The organism is Glycomyces halotolerans (genome assembly GCF_054779575.1).
This window is the reverse complement of sequence record NZ_BAAGXZ010000012.1, coordinates 67,033-86,217: the sequence shown is the minus strand read 5'-3', so window position 1 is coordinate 86,217 and position 19,185 is coordinate 67,033. Positions and strand designations below refer to the sequence as shown.

Annotated in this window: 15 protein-coding genes and 2 pseudogenes; 10 read left to right on the top strand and 7 right to left on the bottom strand. The window is 70.2% G+C overall.

The annotated features are described in order from the left end of the window. Window positions 1-82: 82 nt before the first annotated feature. The 3 genes and pseudogenes from ACYVL2_RS12010 to ACYVL2_RS12000 form a co-directional block, all read right to left on the bottom strand. Window positions 83-307: pseudogene (locus ACYVL2_RS12010) on the bottom strand (acyl-CoA carboxylase biotin carboxyl carrier protein subunit); the annotation flags it as partial. Window positions 308-366: 59 nt separating this feature from the next. Continuing rightward, window positions 367-1,819 (bottom strand): annotated as a pseudogene (locus ACYVL2_RS12005) (acetyl-CoA carboxylase biotin carboxylase subunit); the annotation flags it as partial. A gap of 214 nt (window positions 1,820-2,033) precedes the next feature. After that, window positions 2,034-2,705 carry a PadR family transcriptional regulator gene (locus ACYVL2_RS12000; RefSeq protein WP_460543535.1) on the bottom strand — a complete coding sequence of 224 codons (672 nt, stop codon included), beginning with the start codon at window positions 2,703-2,705 and terminating at the stop codon, window positions 2,034-2,036. Between the two features lie 151 nt (window positions 2,706-2,856). Between ACYVL2_RS12000 and ACYVL2_RS11995 the strand changes: the two genes are divergently transcribed. Both ACYVL2_RS11995 and ACYVL2_RS11990 read left to right on the top strand, forming a co-directional pair. After that, window positions 2,857-3,825, top strand: a complete 969-nt coding sequence (locus ACYVL2_RS11995; RefSeq protein ID WP_460543607.1) for a DrrA family ABC transporter ATP-binding protein — start codon at window positions 2,857-2,859, stop codon at window positions 3,823-3,825. Window position 3,826: 1 nt separating this feature from the next. Next, window positions 3,827-4,594 carry an ABC transporter permease gene (locus ACYVL2_RS11990; protein WP_460543533.1) on the top strand — a complete coding sequence of 256 codons (768 nt, stop codon included), beginning with the start codon at window positions 3,827-3,829 and terminating at the stop codon, window positions 4,592-4,594. Between the two features lie 75 nt (window positions 4,595-4,669). Here the strand turns inward: ACYVL2_RS11990 and ACYVL2_RS11985 are convergent, their stop codons facing one another. After that, complete coding sequence (locus ACYVL2_RS11985; RefSeq protein WP_460543531.1) at window positions 4,670-5,947, bottom strand: nucleotide sugar dehydrogenase; 1,278 nt, start codon at window positions 5,945-5,947, stop codon at window positions 4,670-4,672. 343 nt (window positions 5,948-6,290) lie between these two features. Between ACYVL2_RS11985 and ACYVL2_RS11980 the strand changes: the two genes are divergently transcribed. After that, on the top strand, window positions 6,291-7,433 hold the full coding sequence (locus tag ACYVL2_RS11980; protein WP_460543529.1) for a glycosyltransferase family 2 protein: 1,143 nt from the start codon (window positions 6,291-6,293) through the stop codon (window positions 7,431-7,433). Here the strand turns inward: ACYVL2_RS11980 and ACYVL2_RS11975 are convergent. Beyond that, entirely contained in the window at window positions 7,344-8,798 is a 1,455-nt protein-coding gene (locus ACYVL2_RS11975) for a glycosyltransferase family 2 protein (RefSeq protein ID WP_460543527.1), read from the bottom strand. The genes ACYVL2_RS11980 and ACYVL2_RS11975 overlap by 90 nt on opposite strands. Window positions 8,799-8,807: 9 nt before the next feature. Then, window positions 8,808-10,217: a glycosyltransferase gene (locus tag ACYVL2_RS11970; RefSeq protein ID WP_460543524.1), complete on the bottom strand. Its 1,410-nt coding sequence runs from the start codon at window positions 10,215-10,217 to the stop codon at window positions 8,808-8,810. A gap of 253 nt (window positions 10,218-10,470) precedes the next feature. On the opposite strand from ACYVL2_RS11970, the gene ACYVL2_RS11965 reads away from it, so the two are divergent. The 7 genes from ACYVL2_RS11965 (at window position 10,471) to ACYVL2_RS11935 (ending at window position 17,744) form a co-directional block, all read left to right on the top strand. Beyond that, window positions 10,471-12,927: a glycosyltransferase gene (locus tag ACYVL2_RS11965; protein WP_460543522.1), complete on the top strand. Its 2,457-nt coding sequence runs from the start codon at window positions 10,471-10,473 to the stop codon at window positions 12,925-12,927. A gap of 11 nt (window positions 12,928-12,938) precedes the next feature. After that, the gene (locus tag ACYVL2_RS11960; protein WP_460543520.1) at window positions 12,939-13,343 is read left to right on the top strand and encodes a hypothetical protein; all 405 of its coding nucleotides are present in this window, start codon (window positions 12,939-12,941) and stop codon (window positions 13,341-13,343) included. 44 nt (window positions 13,344-13,387) lie between these two features. Beyond that, the gene (locus ACYVL2_RS11955) at window positions 13,388-14,206 is read left to right on the top strand and encodes an ABC transporter ATP-binding protein (RefSeq protein WP_460543519.1); all 819 of its coding nucleotides are present in this window, start codon (window positions 13,388-13,390) and stop codon (window positions 14,204-14,206) included. After that, complete coding sequence (locus ACYVL2_RS11950) at window positions 14,203-16,188, top strand: CDP-alcohol phosphatidyltransferase family protein (protein WP_460543517.1); 1,986 nt, start codon at window positions 14,203-14,205, stop codon at window positions 16,186-16,188. The genes ACYVL2_RS11955 and ACYVL2_RS11950 overlap by 4 nt, the downstream gene beginning before the upstream one ends. 154 nt (window positions 16,189-16,342) lie before the next feature. Next, entirely contained in the window at window positions 16,343-16,723 is a 381-nt protein-coding gene (locus tag ACYVL2_RS11945) for a hypothetical protein (protein WP_460543515.1), read from the top strand. A gap of 102 nt (window positions 16,724-16,825) precedes the next feature. After that, window positions 16,826-17,407, top strand: coding sequence for a non-oxidative hydroxyarylic acid decarboxylases subunit B (locus tag ACYVL2_RS11940; protein ID WP_460543513.1), 582 nt, complete (start codon window positions 16,826-16,828; stop codon window positions 17,405-17,407). 76 nt (window positions 17,408-17,483) lie between these two features. After that, window positions 17,484-17,744 (top strand): hypothetical protein, encoded by a 261-nt coding sequence (locus ACYVL2_RS11935; RefSeq protein ID WP_460543511.1) that lies wholly within the window; start codon window positions 17,484-17,486, stop codon window positions 17,742-17,744. Between the two features lie 27 nt (window positions 17,745-17,771). Here the strand turns inward: ACYVL2_RS11935 and ACYVL2_RS11930 are convergent, their stop codons facing one another. Beyond that, window positions 17,772-19,172 (bottom strand): UDP-glucose dehydrogenase family protein, encoded by a 1,401-nt coding sequence (locus ACYVL2_RS11930; RefSeq protein WP_460543509.1) that lies wholly within the window; start codon window positions 19,170-19,172, stop codon window positions 17,772-17,774. Between the last annotated feature and the right edge of the window lie 13 nt (window positions 19,173-19,185).

The following is a 19,185-nucleotide window of genomic DNA, read 5'->3' as shown; positions in this document are numbered from 1 at the left end:
GCTGCAGGTCAGGCGCCGCGGTCGCGGTGCGACGACACGCGGCGACCTCCATTGTCCCTCGCCGAGAGGCCGAACGTAAGTCCGAGATCCGACAAATCGGGGCCCCGGCCGAGACCACGTCGCCGATGCCCACTTCCAGGCCCGACACGGTCCCCGACTTGTGCGCCTCGATGGGCTGCTCCATCTTCATCGCCTCCAGGACCACGATCGTGTCGCCCTTGACGACGCTCTGGCCGTCCTCGACGGCGACCTTGACGATCGTGCCCTGCATCGGCGAAGGCAGCGAGTCGCCGCCGACGGCCGAGCCGGAGTCGGACTTCTTCTTGGGGCCGCGCTTGCGGGGCTTGGCCGACGAGGCCGGGCTCAGCAGCCCGGCCGGGATGCTGACCTCCAGGCGCTTGCCGCCGACCTCGACGACCAGGCTGGTGCGCTCCTCGGCGGTCTCGCCGACCTCGGCGGCGGCGCCGAACGGCTCGAGCGTGTTGTCCCACTCGGTCTCGATCCACCGGGTGTGGACCTTGAACTGTTCGGCGAAGGCCGGGTCGTCGAGTACGGCCCGGTGGAACGGCAGGACCGTGGGCAGGCCCTCGACCTCCATCTCGGCCAGCGCCCGCCGCGAGCGCCGGAGCGCCTCGTCGCGGCTCGCGCCGGTGACGATGACCTTCGCCAGCAGCGAGTCGAAGTTGCCGTCGATGACGGTGCCGGCCTCGACGCCGGTGTCCACCCGGACGCCGGGACCGGACGGCAGCCCCAGTTTGGTAACGGTTCCGGGGGCCGGCAGGAAGCCGCGCGCGGGGTCCTCGCCGTTGATGCGGAACTCGATGGAGTGACCGCGGGGCTCGGGATCCTCGGTCCGGTCGAGCGCTTCGCCGTCGGCGATGCGGAACTGCTCGCGCACCAGGTCGATGCCGCTGGTCTCCTCCGAGACCGGGTGCTCGACCTGGAGCCGGGTGTTGACCTCGAGAAAGGAGATGGTGCCGTCGGTGCCGACGAGGAACTCGACCGTGCCGGCGCCGTGATAGTCGGCCTCTTTGCAGATCGCCTTGGCGGCGCTGTGGATGGTGGCGCGCTGCTCGTCGCTGAGGAACGGCGCGGGGGCCTCCTCGACCAGTTTCTGGTGGCGGCGCTGCAGCGAGCAGTCGCGGGTGCCGACGACGATGACGTTGCCGTGGGTGTCGGCCAGGACCTGCGCCTCGACGTGGCGGGGCCGGTCGAGGTAGCGCTCGACGAAGCATTCGCCGCGCCCGAAGGCCGCCTCGGCCTCGCGGACGGCCGAGTCGAACAGGTCGGGGATCTCGTCGCGCTCGCGTGCGACCTTGAGGCCGCGACCGCCGCCGCCGAAGGCGGCCTTGATGGCGACCGGCAGGCCGTGGTCGTCGGCGAAGGCGAGGATCTCCTCGGCGTCCTTGACCGGTTCCTTGGTGCCCGGCACGAGCGGCACGTCGGCCCGCATGGCCAGGTGGCGGGCGGTGACCTTGTCGCCGAGGTCGCGGATGGCCTGCGGGGTGGGGCCGATCCAGGTCAGTCCGGCGTCGATGACGGCCTGCGCGAAGTCGGCGTTCTCGGAGAGGAAGCCGTAGCCGGGGTGGACGGCGTCGGCCTCGCTGCGCTCGGCCACGCGCAGCAGCTTGTCGATCCGCAGATAGGTGTCGGCGGCGCTCAGACCGTCGAGGGCGAACGCCTCGTCGGCCAGAAGTGTATGTGGCGCATCGCGATCGCCGTCAGCGTAGACGGCGACGGACTCGTAGCCGGCATCCCGGCAGGCCCGGATGACTCTCACCGCTATCTCGCCGCGGTTGGCGATCAAAACCTTACGCACGCCCGAAGTGTAATGGCCCGGCACCGGAGCCCGAGCCCACGGCCCGTACTCCGAGCCCGCTAAACAGTGACAAACCGGACGGCTTTTATGGAGAGTCGACAGTTCTCTTTGTCGATTTTTTGAGGTGATCTGTCGAACGATCGTTAAGGCGCGGCCGAACCGGGTGGTCCGGCGCACACACCCGGACATCGGTGGGACGACCGCGCCGCGCCGCTCAGCGGAAGGTGCTCTGCCATTGCTCGACCGCGGCGTTGAAGCCCTCGGAACCGATGGCCTCCCGCCACCGCGCCGCCTGCTCGGGGCCCGGCTCGGCGCCGACGTCCATCTCGCCGGTCTCGATCCGCTCGGCGGTCTGCTCGCACCACTCCGCGTCGACCAGCCACAGGTCGATCTGGCGTTTGAGCATGGCCCGCACGTGCGGCGGCATGTACTGCTCCTCGCGGCCCTCCTCGCAGACGCCCGTGGTCCCGGCCAGCAGCGCGGTGAGCGCGTCGATCCTGGTGTAGAGCGTGTCGGCGCGCCGCCGGAGCATGGCGGTGTTCTCGGCTCTGCTGAGGACGTTCGCGAACGACCAGGCGGTGTGGAAGGGGTCGTCGGCGGCCTCGACCTCCCAGAGCTTCTCGCGCAGGAGCCGCTGGAAATCGGCCTCGCCGGAGACGGTGATCCGGTAGGTCGTGCGCGCGGGGCGGTCGTCCACCGACTCGGTCGCCACGACCTCGATCAGGCCGTCGGCGGTGAGCTTCTTGAGAGCGTGGTAGATCGAGCCGGCACCGATCTCGGTGACCCCCGGCATGCGCCACGAGTCGATCTCCCTGCGCACCAGGTATCCGTGGACCGGGCCGAGCCACCTGACCAGGCCGAGAACGATAAGGCGCGTGCTCCACATGCCCCAGATATTATACCTTTGACTATTCCGATCTCGGCTCGGATACCAGGTTGCCGCCAATTGAAAGCCCCGTTTATAGTCAAGCTTGAACAAGGAGCGCGACCGTTCCCCGTCGCGGCGCACCCACCAGAAACCCACCCGTGAGGTACCCATGCTCATCGAGACCAAGGGGCTGAAGAAGACCTTCAAGTCCCGCGGCAAGGAAGTCGAGGCCGTCCGCGGCGTCGACCTCTCCGTCAAAGAGGGGGAGATCTTCGGCCTCCTCGGCCCCAACGGAGCCGGCAAGACCACCACGATGCGGATGCTCTCCACCCTCATCGAACCCACCGAGGGCCGGGCCGCCGTCTGCGGCCACGACCTCGCCTCCGACCCCGCCGCCGTCCGACGCGAGATCGGCTACGTCGGCCAGGAAGGCGGCACCTGGCGCGAGGTCACCGCCCGCTCAGAGCTGATCATGCAGGGCCGGCTCTACGGCATGTCCAAGAAGGACGCCTCCGCCCGCGCAGCCGAACTGCTCGAGGTCTTCCAGCTCTCCGACTACGGGGACCGCAACGTCAAGACCTACTCCGGCGGCCAGCGCCGCAGGCTCGACATCGCCCTCGGCGTCATGCACCGCCCCAAGCTCCTCTTCCTCGACGAGCCGACCACCGGCCTGGATCCGCAGTCCCGCGCCCACATGTGGGACGAGGTCCGCCGACTGCGCGGCACCGGCACCGCAGTGCTGCTGACCACCCACTACCTCGAAGAGGCCGACGCGCTCTGCGACCGCCTCGCCATCATCGACCACGGCGAGATCGTCGCCGAAGGCACGCCCGGGGAGCTCAAGAAGGACGTCGCCGGCGACGTGGTCCTCATCGGCGTCACCGAGGCCGAATCGGCCGAGCGGCTCCTGAGCGGCAAGGACTTCGTCCGCGAGATCGAGACGGGCGAAGCCGACCCCGCCACCGGCGTGGCCGAACTGCGGCTCTACGTCGACAACGGCGCCACCGCCATGCCCGAGCTGCTGCGCGCCCTCGACGGCGCCGGCATCGCCGCCGCGTCGATCGAACTGCACCGGCCGAGCCTCGACGACGTGTTCCTGAAGCAGACCGGCCGATCCCTGCGAGAAGAAAAGAACTGATATGAAGGTCCTGCGAGACACCTGGCTGGTCTTCCAGCGCGCGATGCTGCTGAACCTCAAGCAGCCGGTCTGGCTGATCGTCATGCTGGTCCAGCCGCTGTACTTCCTCATCCTGTTCGCGCCCCTGCTCGACAGCTTCGACGGCATGAACATGCCCGGATTCGAACGCGGCGCCATGGAGACCTTCGTCCCCGGCCTGGTCATCATGATGGCGCTGTTCGGCTCCACCTTCGTCGGCTTCGGCATGCTCGCCGAGCTCAAGGACGGCGTCATCGAACGGATGCGCGTCACCCCGGTCAGCCGCCTGGCGCTGCTGCTCGGACGCCTGTTCTCGACTGTCACCACCACCGTGGTCCAGGCGGTCATCCTCGTGGTGCTCAGCACTCTCTTCGTCGGCCTCGAGGTCCAGTGGCAGGGCCTGGGCCTGATGCTGCTCATCATCATCCTGGTCGGCTTCATGCTCGCGGCCCTGTCCTACGGGCTGGCGATCGTCCTCAAGAGCGAGGACGCGATGGCACCGGTCCTCAACACCGTGGTCCAGCCGGTCATGCTGCTGTCGGGGATCATGCTGCCGATGGCGCTGGCCCCCGGCTGGCTCCAGACCGTGGCCGACTTCAACCCGTTCTCTTACGCGGTCAACGCCGCCAGGGCCCTGTTCGCCGGCGACCTGTCCGACCCGTCGATCTGGCAGGCCGGCGTCTTCCTCGGCGCCCTGGCCGTCCTCGTGATGGCCTGGTCCACCAGGAAGTTCTCCAAGGCCGTCGCCTGACCGGCCGAGCCACCGACTCAGAGACGCCGAAAGAGCCGCGGCCCGGTGGCCGCGGCTCGTTCGGCGTTCGAATCGCTAGAGCGCCTCGACGCCTTCGGCGCCGCGCATCGCGCCGCGGGTGTCCAGCACCATGACTCCCTCCGGGAGCGCCTCGCGGCGGTACTCGCTGTGGTTGGTCAGCACGATCACCAGATCGGCCTTGGCCTCGCCGAGTTCGGTGACGCGTTCGATCTCCCGGCCCGCCACACTCCAAGAGGACACGTGCGGGTCGTGGTAGGCCAGTTCGGCCCCGGCGTCGAGGAGTTTCTTGGCGACCGGTTCGGCCGGCGACTCGCGCTGGTCGGCGATGTCGGGCTTGTAGGTGACGCCCAGCAGCAGCACGCGGGAGCGCGAGAGCGCCTGCCCGTTGCCGTTGAGCCGTGCCATCGCGCGGGTCACCACGTACTCGGGCATGCGGTTGTTGATCTCCTGGGCCAGCTCCACGAACCGGAACGGGTAGCCGAGGGTCCTGACCTTGTACGACAGGTAGTTCGGGTCGATCGGGATGCAGTGCCCGCCGACTCCGGGCCCGGGATAGAACGCCTGGTAGCCGAACGGCTTGGTCTTGGCCAGGCCGATCGCGTCCCACAGGTCGACCCCGAGCTCGCGGCAGAAGACGGCCATCTCGTTGACCAGCGCGATGTTGACGTGCCGGTAGGTGTTCTCGAGCAGTTTGGCCATCTCGGCCTCGCGGGTGCCCTTGGCTTCGACGACGGTGTCGATGAACCGTCCGTAGAGTTCGGCGGCCGCCGCGGTGCACGCCGGGGTGAGGCCGCCGACGACCTTGGGGGTGTTGACGATCCCGTAGACGGGGTTGCCGGGGTCGACGCGTTCGGGGGAGAAGGCCAGGTGGAAGTCGGCTCCGGCGGTGAGTCCGCTCTCCTCGAGGATCGGCGCGACGACCTCTTCGGTGGTGCCGGGGTAAGTGGTGGACTCCAGGACCACGAGGCAGCCGCTCCGGAGGTGCGCGGCGGTCGAGCGGGCGGCGGAGACGACGGCGGCCAAGTCGGGCCCGCCGGACTCCGACAGGGGCGTGGGCACGCAGATGACGACGGCCTTCGCCCGGGCCTGCACCGAGGCATCGGTCGAGGCGGTGTAGCCCTGGTCGAGCATGGTGGCGAGCTCGGCGTCGGAGACGTCGTCGATGTGGCTGCGGCCGGCGTTCAGGGCGTCGACCACCTCTTGGGAGCGGTCGAGGCCGACGACGGCGAGGCCTTCGGCCGCGGCGGCCTGGGCCAGCGGCAGGCCCACGTAGCCCTGCCCTACTACGACCAGGTCGATCGGAGTCCCGGTCGGGTTCTCATTCGATGCCACAGCGGAGTCCTTTGCGCTTCAGTGCGGGGTGTCGTCGAACATGCGGAATTCGAGATTAACAACGGTGCGCGCGTCAAAGCGGTGCAGGGCGGTTCGGGAGCGGTGTTTCGCAACTGTTCACCTTGCGACCATTTCTCGGCAACGTAATGGTCAGTTGGTTGATCGGTTAACCTTTCGATCGGCCATTGTTCACCTGAATTTGGAATTGCTCGGCGTGTCGCGGACCGGTGTCGAAACGGCGGTGCGAATGGCCCGCTCACATGGCGGAATGCGATTTCCCAGGCCGACTCGCGGACGTATTCGATGTCCACTGCCGGTGTTCCGTTCAGGTTACTATCACTTCATGCCGTCTTTGAGCATCGTCATTCCCGTCTTCCGAGCCGAGGATTACCTCGCGGGATGCCTTGACAGCATCGTCGAAGGCGGCGGGGACGAGCTCGAGGTCATCATCGCCGACGACTGCTCGCCGGACGGATCGCGCACGATCGCCGAGGCCTACGCCCAGAACGACGCCCGCATCCGCGTGGTCTCCACGCCGGGGAACGCCGGCTCGGGGCCGGCCCGCAACTTCGGCCTGACCCACGCCAAAGGCGACTACGTGTGGTTCGTCGACGCCGACGACGAACTCAAGCCCGGGGCGGTGGACCGCGTCATCGCGGCCGCGCGCGGCGCCGACAACGGCCCGGACGTCATCCTCGTCCAGCACGAGAAGGTCCGCGACACCGGCGCGGTGGAGGTCGGCGAACTCGCGGAGCTCGCCGGGCGCTGCCCGGTCGACCCGGCCGACTTCACTCTCGCGCAGTGGCCCGGCATCGTCGACTACACCCACACTCCGTGGACCAAGGTCTCCCGGCGCGACTTCCTGACCGCCATCGACCTCGACTTCCCGTCCGGCTGGTACACCGACATCCCCTGGACCTACGGCCTGTTCCGCCGCGCCGAGCGCATGGCGGTGGTCACCGAGTGCTGCTACCAGTGGCGTCAGCGCGCCGGCTCCTCCATCACCCGCACTCGCGACGACCGCCACTTCGACGTCTTCACCCAGTGGCAGCGGGTCTGGGACGACTTCGAGAAGGTCGACGACACCGGCGTCCGCGTGGCGCTGTTCAACCACATGGTCTGGCACCTGCTGCTGGTCATCGGCAACACCGAGCGCGTCGAACCGAAGCGGCGCCGCGAGTTCTTCCACCGCACCTCGGAGCTGTACCGCCGCCATCACCCCGGCCCGGAGGCGTGGCGTCCCTCCTCCGGTGTCACCGGCCTCAAGCAGCGTCTGCTCGCGGCACGCGCCTATGTCGGCTACGAACTGCTGCGCCAAGGCTGGCGGCTCGGTCAGTGGACCGCCAGGGCATGGCGCCGCGGCGGCCACAGCGAACGCCCGGCCACCGGCTCGGCCTCAGCCGCGCCCGGCGAGGCGACGGAGGACGCCGCGCATCCGGCCGCGCATACCGTCGCCGGCCCGTCGTCGCGGTCGCGCGGTTCCTGACCGCTTCGCGGACCCGCCGCTGAGCGCCTCCGCCAGGGGCCCTTCGGCGACCTTCTCGGCCCCCCACACCTCGGTGATGTCGACGCCCAAGTGGTCGGCCCGCGCTTTGGCGGCGGTCCGCTCGAGTCGCGCCACGCCGTCGTCGACGGCCACTTCCAGCAGCCCGAGCCGTCGCTCGTTGGCATGCGCGATGAGCAGCCGCAGCGCTTCGGCGACCGGACGGGCGCCGACGGGCAGCCAGATCCGGTACGGGACGCTCTGGTCGATCTCGGCCCGCGAGGCGAGCCGCACGCGCGGTTCACCCCGGTATGCCTCGGCCAGCAGCCGCAGGTCCAAGTCGGGGTCGTCGAGCGGAGCATGGCGGTGCGGCAGCGCTCCAGGCCATTCGCCGATCAGCGTCACCCGCACGTCCGGCACCGCCCCGGCCAGCACCCGGTCCGCGCAGGCCTCGGCGCCCGGACCGGCTTCAATGAAGACCTCGGCCCGCGGCGTCGCCCAGGACCGCTCCGCCCGGGGCCGTTTCGCGTCCAGCTCGGGCACCCGGTTGGCGATGTGCGGCTTGCGGTAGCGCTTGGCCAGATCGCCGCGGGCGGTGATCTGCCGCGGCCCCAGATGCCAGGACGAGGAGGCCGCGTCCGGCACGAACGCCGCGCCGGCCTGGTGGAGCCGGTATCCGAAGATCGTGTCCGATCCGAGAATGACGTCCGCGTCCATGCCCCCCGACGCCTTGTACAGCGCCCTAGGGACCGAGAAAGAGGCCCCTACCAGGACGCGGAAGGCCCGGTGGTCGGCGTCCTTGAGGTCGTCGGTGCGATCGATGATCGTCTCGATCCACTGCGGCTCGGACGATTCGCGGTCGAACAGCTCCTGCGCGCGTCCGTCCTTGACCGCCTCGTACACCGTCTCGGGATCGAGGTCGCCGGGACGGTAGTCCACGAAGCGCTTGTGGCCGAGCACCGCGAGGTAGTCGGCCGCGTGGTGCCAGCGCATCTGCGACTCGACGTGGTCGCCGAACGCGAGCATGTCCGAGTCGAGGCGCAGGATCACATCGCCGTCGGCGCGTTGGACCCCGGAGTTGGTGGCGTGGGCCGAGGCCCAACCGCCCGGCAGCGGTGGCACGATCCGGGCGGTCTTGGGGCGCAGATCCGGCAACCGGAGCGGTGGCGCCGAACCGTCGTCGACGACGACCACCTCCAGCAGTTCCTCGGGGTAGGACTGCGCCGCGAGCGCGGCGAGGACCACATCGAGTCGCTCCTGATGCCCGTGGGCCGGAATGACGACGCTGACGCTCAGCCGCGGCGACCACTCGCCCGAGGGCGGGGACAGCGTCCCGTAGTCGTTGCCGCGGATGTTCGGACCGGCCATGGCCGACTCCTATCGCTTCACGATGCTGCGCAGGCGCGCACGCTGGCGGGCGTTGAAGAACCGGCGGACGAGGCGGCGGGCCAGGTCCGTCGGCGGAGGAGTGAAGGCGGTGTTGCCGGGTTCGGGTGCCGCCAGGCCGCGGTGCGCGACGGCGCCCCAGATGCCGGCGACGACCTGGTCGAGGTCGCCGTCGCCGCCGGTGATGTGGCGGGCGCGGGCGAAGGCGGCGGTGCGTTCGAAGCGGGCCGGTCCGGCTCCGGGAAGCTCGGCGAGGACCAGGCCCGCGTCCTCGCGGGTCGCGGTGGCCAGCAGTTTGGTCATCGAGTCGGGCCGCAGCGGCACCGGACGCGGCAGCAGCAGCCGGTAGGGCACGGCCGGGTCGGTCTCGGGCGCGTCGGTGGCGATGCGGACGCGGGACTCGGCGTCGTACATCTCCTCGATCAGGCGCAGTTGCGCGCCGGTTCCCGAAAGAATCGCCTCACGGTCGTGCCGGGGCGGGTCCTGGTCGGTGACCAGGGTGATGCGGAGGTCGGCGTCGGCGCCGGCCAGGAGTGGGGCCACGGCGGCGTCGACGTCGGCGACGGTGGCGTCGCCGACGTCGATCAGGACGTCGACCAGCGGGACGCGCCAGGCGCGAGGCGGTGCGGTGCGGCGCATGCCGTGCAGTGGGACGCGCTGGGCGATGTAGGGCAGGCGCTGCAGGCGGCCCTCGGCCTCCTTCTCCTGCATCTGGGGGAAGCCCAGGTGCCAGGCCGATGAGTCGGTCTCGGGCACGAACACCGCTCCGGCCTGGGCGAGGCGGTAGGCGAACTCGGTGTCGCTGCCCAGGCGCAGGCCCGTGTCGAGGCCGCCGACGGTCTTGAAGAAGTCGCGGTGGAGCGACCCGGTGGCGCCGATGAAGACGCGGTAGTTGCCGGGGTGGTGGGCGGTCAGGCCGTCGGTGTCGGCGATGACGTTCTCGATCCAGTGCGGCCGGGACGATTCGATCTCGTACAGCGAGTGCCCTTCACCGCAGACGATCTTCTCGTAGACCTGCTCGGGGGTCCGCTCTCCGGGGGCCCAGTCGACGAAGCGCTTGTGTCCGAGGACGGCCAGGTAGTCGGCGGCGTGGTGCCAGCGCATCTGGGCTTCGACGTGGTCTCTCCAGGGGACCATGTCGGCGTCCAGGCGGAGGACCACCGCGCCGTCGGCGGCGGCCACGCCGGTGTTGACGGCGTGGGCCGAACCCCAGGACTGGGGATTGGCGACGACCAGGCGGGTGCGTTCCGGTCGCAGGTCGGGCAGACGCAGCGGCGGTTCGGAGTTGTCGTCGACGACGATGACTTCGGTCAATTCGGCCGGATAAGTCTGGGCCGCCAGCGCCGCCAGGGTAAGGTCGAGTTTCTCCTGCCCGCCGTATGCGGGTATGACTACGCTCACTTCGAGGCTCGGCCGCCAGTCCGTGGCGGTCGGCGGATGCAGAGCCCTATAGTCGTTCCGGACGATGCGAGGGCGTTTTGGTGAGTCGTTCATTTCGGGCTCACAATAGCTCGCCGGCATTCGGCGACATATGGCGGGCGTCCGGTTTGATCGCCGTTTACGAAACTGAAGACAATTGTTTGAATTCAATTCATGATAGTCGCGGTCGGCGCCGCGGCGGCCATGCCGAATTCGACCTGGAGACGCGGACTTCATGAACTTCGACGACGAGACCGAGCGCTACCCGGCCCGCCTTACCGACGACCATTTGTCGCGTGCCCGGAATCGTCGCCCGGGCACTCTGGTAGCGACGGCCCTGCGCACTCGCTCTCGGAGCGCACGGCACCTGCTCGCCCGCGCCGCCTCCCGCGAATTCAGTCTCGACCGGCTGCTGGAAATCGCCCGATCGGGCGAACCGCGCGGCTCCATCGACCCCGGCGGACTCTGCGACCTCGCGCGCGTCACCGCCCTCCAATTCGGCACCGAAGACGATCGCCGCGAAGCGCTCGCACTCTACGATCTGGCGGTCCGCATCGCCGGACACCGGCGCATCCCCGGCAGCCACCAGGCCCTCCACGCCCAGCTCGCCCTCATCCTCGGCCGACTCGACCGCGTCAGGTCGCTCATGCGCCGCTACAAGCGCATGCCGCGGCTCGAGCGCGCCGCCCTCGAAGCCGACCTCGCCCACCCCGACCGCGGCGGCGACCGGCGCGCCTGGATCCGGCACCTCGCCCACCTGTGCGACCAACCGGCCCTGCGCCTGGACCCCGAGCCCGGTCCGAGCTGGTTCGACCGGCTGCGCTCCGGCTCGGCTCCCGCGATCGACTCGGGCCCCAAGGTCTCGGTGGTCATGACCGCATACCGGCCCGACCACGCCCTGCGCACCGCCGTCCGGTCCCTGCTCGACGGCACCTGGAGGAACCTAGAGATCCTCGTCGTCGACGACGCGTCCGGGCCCGAGTACGACCCGATCCTCGACGAGGTCGCCGCTCTCGACGACCGCGTCCGCGTGCTCCGCCAGTCGGTCAACGGCGGCACTTTCCGCGCCCGCAACACCGCCTTCGACGCCGCCACGGGCGACTTCATCACCGGTCTGGACTCCGACGACTGGGCGGCCCCGGGCCGCCTCGCGAACTCGATCGCTCCACTGCTGGACGATCCGGCGCTCCAGCTGACCCACTCCGAAGCGTTCCTGTTCGGCGAGGATCTCACCGCCACCCGACCAGGGCGGGTCCTGACCACCGTCTCCACCGCCTCGATGATGTTCCGCCGGAACGTCCTCGACCGCGTCGGCTACTACGACGAGGTCCGCAAGGGCGCCGACACCGAGTTCCTCCACCGTGTCGCCGCCGCCTTCGGCAAAGAGGCCGTACTGCGCCTCCACGGCCGGTGCGACACGCTCATGCGCCAGGCCCCCGGTTCGCTGTCCCGCGACGAGTTCGGCCCCGGCTGGAAGCACCCCTCCCGCCGCGCCTACCAGTCGGCCTACCCGCTCTGGCACCAGGAGATCGCCGCCGGAACGGCCGATCCCTACCTGCCGCGCAACCCGAGCCACCGGCCCTTCTGGGCTCCTTACCACACCGCCGTGGCCGGACGCGACCAGCGCCGCCGCCGGTTCGACATCGTCTTCACGCTCGACTGGCGGCCCTTCGGCGGCCCCCAGAAGTCCACCATCGAGGAGATCAAGGCGCTCAGCGGCCAAGGCCTGCGCCTGGCGGTCATGCACCTGGAGTCGTGGCGGCACATGACCACCGAGGACCGGCCCATGTGCGCACCCGTCCAGCGGCTGATCAACGAAGGCGTCGTCGACCAGGTACTGCCCACCGACGACGTCGAATGCGACCTCATGGTCCTGCGCTACCCGCCGATCCTCCAGTACCGCTCCGGCGAGCGCTCACAGGTCCGGCCCGAGCGGCTGATCGTCCTCGCCAACCAGGCGCCGGCCGAACGCGACGGCTCCGACACCCGCTACATCCCCGACGCCTGCCACGCGAACGCCCGCGAGATGTTCGGCGTCGAACCGCTCTGGGTGCCCCAGGGACCACAGGTGCGCGAAGCGCTGTCCGGCCTCACCGCCGGCAGGCTCGCCGGCTTCGACATGCCCGGCATCATCGACGACGCCCAGATCGCGCCGCCGCGCACCGGTTTCCGCTCGATCATGCCGGTGGTCGGCCGGCACTCGCGCGACGACCGGACCAAGTGGCCGGCGGCCGAGGACCTCTTCACCGTCTACCCCGGTGACGGCCGCTGGGACGTGCGCGTCATGGGCGGGGTCAAGACCGTCCGCCTCCTCACCGGCAAGGACGCCCCGCCCGAATGGACCTGTTACGGGTACAACGAGACCGACGTCGAGTCCTTCCTCTACCAACTCGACTTCTGGGTCTACTTCCCCCACCCCAGGCAGTACGAGGCCTTCGGCCGCGCCGCACTCGAAGCGCTCGCCTCCGGCTGCGTCGTGGTCCTGCCGCCGCGATTCGAGGCCACCTTCGGCGACGCCGCGCTGTACTGTGAGCCCGCGGAGGTGGTGGGCCTGGTCGACGCCCATTACGCCGATCCCGAGCGCTTCCTGGCGCGCAGCGCGCTCGCCCAGCAGCGGGTGCGCGAGCGGTTCAGCCACGACTCCTATCGCAAACTCGTGTCCGACGTCCTGTCGGACACGGCCGACGTGTGAAGGTTCCGCCAGTGAGAACACTGATCAAAGCCGTTTACAACCGCCTGGGACGCCCGCCGCTGCGGCGCCTCGCCGCCGTCTGCGGCCTGGTCGCCGCCGGCACCCTCGTGGCCGTGGCGCTCTTCGGCGACCAGCGCCTGGTGTCGTCGCTGTCCCTGCTGATGAGCCTGCTCACGCTCGCCGGAGTGGCGCTGGCCTGGTACGAGGCCCGACGAGCCCGCCGAGACACGCTCGCCTCGAACGAGCGCGCCGAGGTGACCTTCCGTCGGATCCTGGCCGCCATCGAGGTCGAACGCCTGGCCGCCGAACGCCGCAAAGCGTCCGGCATAGTGCCCGTTCAGGAGCACAACCGGTTAGAACCGGCCATCCTCCCGACCCGACTCGGCCGCCACCGTCCGGTCGGGGGCGAGCGGTAGTATTGGCGCGCCGCATCAACCACCTGTTCTGGGAGGCAGCCCCCATGGAGGAACCGATCATCCAGGCTCGGAACCTCGGAATCCGCTTCGCCAAAGGCAAGCAGAAGAAGGGCCGGGTCAAGGACCTTTTCGTCCGGCGCTCGGCCAACAAGCAGGGCGCCGCCGCCGAGGACTTCTGGCCACTGCGCCACGTCGACTTCGACATCTTCGCGGGCGACTCGGTCGGCATCATCGGTCGCAACGGCACCGGCAAGTCGACGCTGCTGCGCCTGATCACCGGCGTGCTCATCCCCGACGAAGGCTACGTGCGCCGCGAAGGCCGCGTCGCCCCGCTCATCGCGCTCTCCGCCGGCTTCTCCGGCGACCTCACCGGCCGCGAGAACGTCAACCTGGTCGGAGCGCTCCACGGCATGACCAACAAGGAGATCAAGGCCAAGTTCGACGAGATCGTCGACTTCTCCGAACTCGAGGACTTCATCGACACTCCCGTCAAGCACTACTCCTCCGGCATGAAGGTCCGGCTCGGCTTCGGCGTCATCACCCAACTGCCGCACCCGATCCTGCTGGTCGACGAGGCCCTCGCCGTCGGCGACGCGGCCTTCAAGAAGAAGTGCCACGGGGTCATCCGCGGACTGCTCGACGAGGGCCGCACCCTCGTGTTCGTCTCCCACTCCGAAGGCGACCTCAAGAAGTACTGCGAGCGCGGCATCTTCCTCGACACCGGTCGCGTGGTCACCGACGGCACCGTCCAAGAAGCCCTCGACTCCTACAAGAAGGCCGAGGAGGCCGAGGCCAAGCGCAAGGCCGAGAAGAAGAAGCAGCGGGCCGCGCAGCAGGCGCAGCCGGCCAAGGCGGCTTCGTGAGCCGAGCCGTCATCCTGCCGGCCGGCGGCGGCTCCATCGAAATCTCCAGCGATCTCACCGTCCTCGACCGGCTCATCGCGCAGATCCGCGAAGCCGGATGCGAGGACGTCACCGTCCTGCACCGGCCCGGCACCGACCCCACCGCCAAGGCCGCGCAGATCGAATCCGCCGACACCGCCGCCGACCTCGCGCACCTCGCCGAGATCGCCTTCGAGGGCCCCGGCCACCTCTACCTGGTCCACGCCGACCTCGTGGCCTCCCAGACCACCGTCGCCGCCGTCCTCTCCGACTCCTCTCGGCGTTCGGGCGTCCTGGTCGGCACCGACGACCCCGCCGCCGCGCCGGTGAGCGTCGAACGCGGCCTCGTCACCGGCCCCGGGCCCGGACCGGCCCGGCTCGGCGGCCTCGCCAAAGTCTCCGAAGCCCACCTCAGACGCCTGCGCCGCCATTGGCCGGACCGGAACATGCCCGGTCCCGCCGCCGGTGACGCCTTCGAAGCCGTGCTCGCGGCCCTCCACGCCCGGGCGATACCCGTCACCGCCTACAAGACGCCGGGCCTGCCTCACCGCCAGGTCCGCGACGCCGAAGAGGCCGAGCGGACCATCGCCGAGTTCGAAGCGGTCGACATCGACGCCTGGCGGCTGCGGAACGCCGTCAAACACGACGACGACCTCTTCGCGACCTACGCCGTCTCCTCCTGGTCGCCGAGGCTCGTCACCTTCGCCGCCCGCCTCGGCCTGCAGCCGACCACCATCACCTGGGTCTCCATCGCCCTCGCCCTCGGCGCGGCCGGCGTCTTCGCCACCGGCTTCAGCCCGTGGTACCTCCTGGCCGCGGCCCTGATGTACTTCAGCTTCGTCCTCGACTGCGTCGACGGCCAGCTCGCCCGCTACTCCCAGAACTTCTCCTCCTTCGGCGGCTGGCTCGACATGATGGCCGACCGCGGCAAGGAATACGCCATATACGCCGGGCTCGCCGCCGGAGCCGCCCTCGACGGGAGCACCGCCGCGGCCTGGGGTCTCGCCATCGCCGCCATGACGACCCAGACCGTCCGGCACACCGCCGACACCTGGTACGCCGTCCTGCTCGACACCGCCGTCGTCCGGCGGGCCCGCAAACGCGAGACCGCCCCGCCCGTCGGACGCGCCGCCCACCTCGGCCAACGCCTCGGCTCCGCCTCGGAGCAGGTCATGGGCGCCCACCGCTCGCCCCTGTACTGGGCCAAACGCACCATCGTCGCCGGCGTCGGCGAACGCTGGCTCCTGCTGGCCGTGACCGCGTGCGCCTTCGGCCCCCGGACGGCCATCGCCGCGCTTTTGACCTGGCAGCTGTTCGCCCTCGCCTACACCAGCGCCGGCCGGTCCATCCGCACCCTCGCCGCCCGAACCGCCGCCTTGCGCCGCCCCGACAGGGCCGCCCACCGCGACGACGGACTCCTCGCCCGGATCATGCCGCCCAACCGCAACCGGTACTCGAACGTCCCGGCCGTCTCGACCGCCTTCGCGGTCGCCGCCGCGGCGGTCGCCGTATGGCGCGCCGCCGACGGCTCCGCGCCGTGGATTCCCCTCATCGTCGCCGCCGTCGCCGTGGCCGCCGGCCTCGCCTCGGCCCGCTCCGACCACGACGGCATCTTCGACTGGCTCGTCCCCGCGGGACTGCGCGCCGTCGAACTCGGCGTCATCACCGCAGCCGGCCTCGTCGCCGACGTCCCCTGGCCGATCCTGTTCGCGCTATTGGGCGTCGTCGCCCTCTACTTCTACGACCTCGCCGCCGGACTCGACAAGGCCGCGTCCCCGGTCAGCCGCCGCGACCTCGGACTCGGTTGGCCCGCCCGCTGTGTCATCGCGATCGGCGCCGCCGCGGTCTCCACGGCGACCGGACCCGTTGCGGCGGCGGCGGTCTTCGCGACGCTGGCCGTCTACATAGCGGGAACGTTCATCGGATCGGTCGTCGTCGGCACCCGACGCGCCGCCCGCGCCTGACATCAGCGGCGCCGAAGCCCCAAGCCCGTCAAGCGAACTCGTCCGAGTTATACCGGGCAACAGGCGGGCGTCCGTGGTGCATTGCAACTAAGGTGTACCTGTGCGCAAGAACCGGCTACTGCGTCTGGTACTCGCCGCAGCCATACTAGGCGCGGTGAGCGCTCTGTCATTCCCTCCGCACACCGATGAGCCTCCGCGGGTCGACTGGACCAACGCGGATGAGACCAACCCGATCTACCCGCCCGAATCCCCCAGCCCCGACTACGACGGCGACGGCACGCCCGACGCCGAGGAATCGGACGGCCCCGGCACGTCCGACGGCGGCGACGGCCCGAGCGGGCCCGCTCCGGAGGGAGACGGCGACGCGGGCGAGCCGGAGGTCGACGAGCCCGGCCGGACCGATGCCGACGGCGGCGACGACGGCGGGCTCCTCGGCCTGCCGCTGGCGGCGCAGGCCGGCATGTCGCTCGGCGTGATCGCGCTGGCGTTCCTGGCGCTGCTGCCCGGGCGGCGAATGCCCGAGCATCTGCGATGACCGCACCGCCGCTGTGCGGGACGGCCGGGTGCGCGGGGTGAGCGGCCTCGCTCATCGGCCCGCCCGTTGGCGGATCGGCTCGGGCGGGCATACGGTTCAACCGTGAGATTGATCGTCGGCATCACCGGGGCCACCGGGGCGGTCTTCGGCGTCCGGATCCTCCAAGCGCTCCGCGAGCTCGAACAGGTCGAGACCCACGTGGTGATCAGCAAGTGGGCGCGCACCACGCTGAAGCTCGAGACCGACTTCTCGGCCGCCGAGGTCGCCGCGATGGCCGATCACAGCTACGGGCCCACCGAGCAGGCCGCGCCCATCGCCTCGGGCTCGTTCCGCACCGACGGGATGATCATCGCGCCGTGCAGCATGAAGACCGTCGCCGGGATCAGGACCGGGTACACCGAGGGCCTCATCGGCCGGGCCGCGGACGTGGTCCTCAAGGAGCGGCGGAAGCTGGTGCTGGTGGCGAGGGAGAGTCCGCTGTCGGACATCCACCTGGAGAACATGCTGGCGCTCTCGCGCCTCGGCGCGGTCGTCATGCCGCCGGTGCCGGCGTTCTACAACCGCCCGCAGAGCGTCGACGACATCGTCGACCACATCGTGGTCCGCACGCTCGACCAGTTCGATCTGCCGAGCCCGAAGGCGCGGCGCTGGAACGGTCTCGGCTCAGACGGGCCCAGCCCATGACGTCGCCGCGCCGGGTACCGGTCTCCGGAGAAGGACGGTCGCGCTGGAAGCCGGTCGCGGAAGGAGGACGGTCGCGGTGGACACGCTGATGTGGGAGGCCAAGGCCCGCTCGGGCCGAGCGCCGGAGCTGCTGCGGTGGGTGCTGGAGGAGGGAACGGCCTCACTGGCCGAGTCGGTGCGCACCGAGGTGTTCACCGCCGCCGACCGGGTCGTGGTGGTCGCCGTCGGCGCCGACGCGCCCAGGACGCTCCCCGACCCCCCGGAGGAACTCGTCGAGCGGCCGCCCCATGCCTGGCCGTTCACCAGGGTCGACGCTGCAGCACGCGCCGACGAGTGATCGTTCCCCGGGACCTCTCCCTCAGGTTCAGCGGCCGATGCCGCGGTAGGTCCAGCCGTGGGCCCGCCACTGCTCGGGGTCGTAGGCGTTCATGCCGTCGAGCAGTCGGCGCTGCGCCACCTGGCGGCCCAGCGCCTCGGGGTCGAGAGTGCGGAACTCCTCCCACGGCACCATCGCGCAGACCACGTCCGCCTCCGACACCGCCTCGCCGAGGGTCTTGACGTACGTCAGCTCCGGGGCCGCCGCCCGAGCGTTGTCCATGCCCTCCGGGTCGTAGACCACGACGTCGGCGCGGGCCTGACGGAGCTTGCGGGCGATGGCCAGGGCGGGGGAGTCGCGGATGTCGTCGGTGTCGGGTTTGAAGGTCGCGCCGAGGTAGGCCACCTTGATCCCGTGGAGATTCGGCCCGGCCGGCCCGACCGGGCGGTCCGCCAGCTCGCTGATGGCCCGGACGGTGTGGACCCGCCTGCGGGAGTTGACCTGGTCGATCTCGCCGAGGAACCGGAAGGACTCCCCGACACCGAGCTCGCCTGCCCGAGTGACCAGCGCCCGCAGGTCCTTCGGCAGGCAGCCGCCGCCGAAGCCGATGCCCGCACGCAGGAACTTGTTGCCGATCCGCTGGTCGTAGCCGATGGCTCGGGCCAGGTCGGTGATGTCGCCGCCGGTGGTCTCGCACAGGTCGGCCATGGCGTTGATGAAACTGATCTTGGTCGACAGGAACGCGTTGGCGGCCACCTTCACCAGCTCGGCGGTCGCCAGGTCGGTCTCCACGACCGGGACCTCCCGGTCCTCGACCGCCGCCAGTTCCAGAATGCCCTTGTGGACGTCGCGCAGCAGCTTGGAAGCCCACTCGCTCGGTGCGGCGTACACGATGCGGTTGGGTCGCAGGACGTCGTGCATCGCGTTGGACTCCTGGAGGAACTCCGGCGACCATCCGACCTCGATGCCGAGCTCCGCGGGCGCGTGGCGGTCGACGATCTCCTGCACCCAGCTCGCCGTGCCGACCGGGACGGTGGACTTGCCCACGATGAGGCACTTGCGGGTCAGATGCCGCGACAGCTCGGTGACGGCCGCTTCGATGTAGGAGAGGTCGGCGCCGTGGTCGCCGGGGCGCTGCGGCGTGCCCACGCAGATGAAGTGCACGTCGGCGAAGTCGGCGACCGCCTGGATGTCGGTGGTGAAGCGCAGGCGCCCCGACTCCAGGTTCTTCTTGAGCAGGTCCGGCAGGCCCGCCTCGTGGAACGGCACGGTCCCCGACGAGAACGAATCGATCTTCGCCTCGTCGACGTCGTAGCCCACCACTTCGTACCCGAGTTCGGCGAAGCAGATGGCGTAGGTGGCGCCGAGGTAGCCGCAGCCGAGGAAGGCGATACGGGGCCGGGTGGTGGTGTTCTGCGGTGTCTCCGTGGTCTGCGTCGCGTTGCCCATCTAATGCGTGCCC

Bases quoted from the DNA above. Each gene is read 5' to 3' on its own strand.
- ACYVL2_RS12000 (WP_460543535.1), bottom strand. From the start codon at position 2,705: ATGTGGAGCACGCGCCTTATCGTTCTCGGCCTGGTCAGGTGGCTCGGC.
- ACYVL2_RS11995 (WP_460543607.1), top strand. From the start codon at position 2,857: ATGCTCATCGAGACCAAGGGGCTGAAGAAGACCTTCAAGTCCCGCGGC.
- ACYVL2_RS11990 (WP_460543533.1), top strand. From the start codon at position 3,827: ATGAAGGTCCTGCGAGACACCTGGCTGGTCTTCCAGCGCGCGATGCTG.
- ACYVL2_RS11980 (WP_460543529.1), top strand. From the start codon at position 6,291: ATGCCGTCTTTGAGCATCGTCATTCCCGTCTTCCGAGCCGAGGATTAC.
- ACYVL2_RS11975 (WP_460543527.1), bottom strand. From the start codon at position 8,798: ATGGCCGGTCCGAACATCCGCGGCAACGACTACGGGACGCTGTCCCCG.
- ACYVL2_RS11965 (WP_460543522.1), top strand. From the start codon at position 10,471: ATGAACTTCGACGACGAGACCGAGCGCTACCCGGCCCGCCTTACCGAC.
- ACYVL2_RS11955 (WP_460543519.1), top strand. From the start codon at position 13,388: ATGGAGGAACCGATCATCCAGGCTCGGAACCTCGGAATCCGCTTCGCC.
- ACYVL2_RS11930 (WP_460543509.1), bottom strand. From the start codon at position 19,172: ATGGGCAACGCGACGCAGACCACGGAGACACCGCAGAACACCACCACC.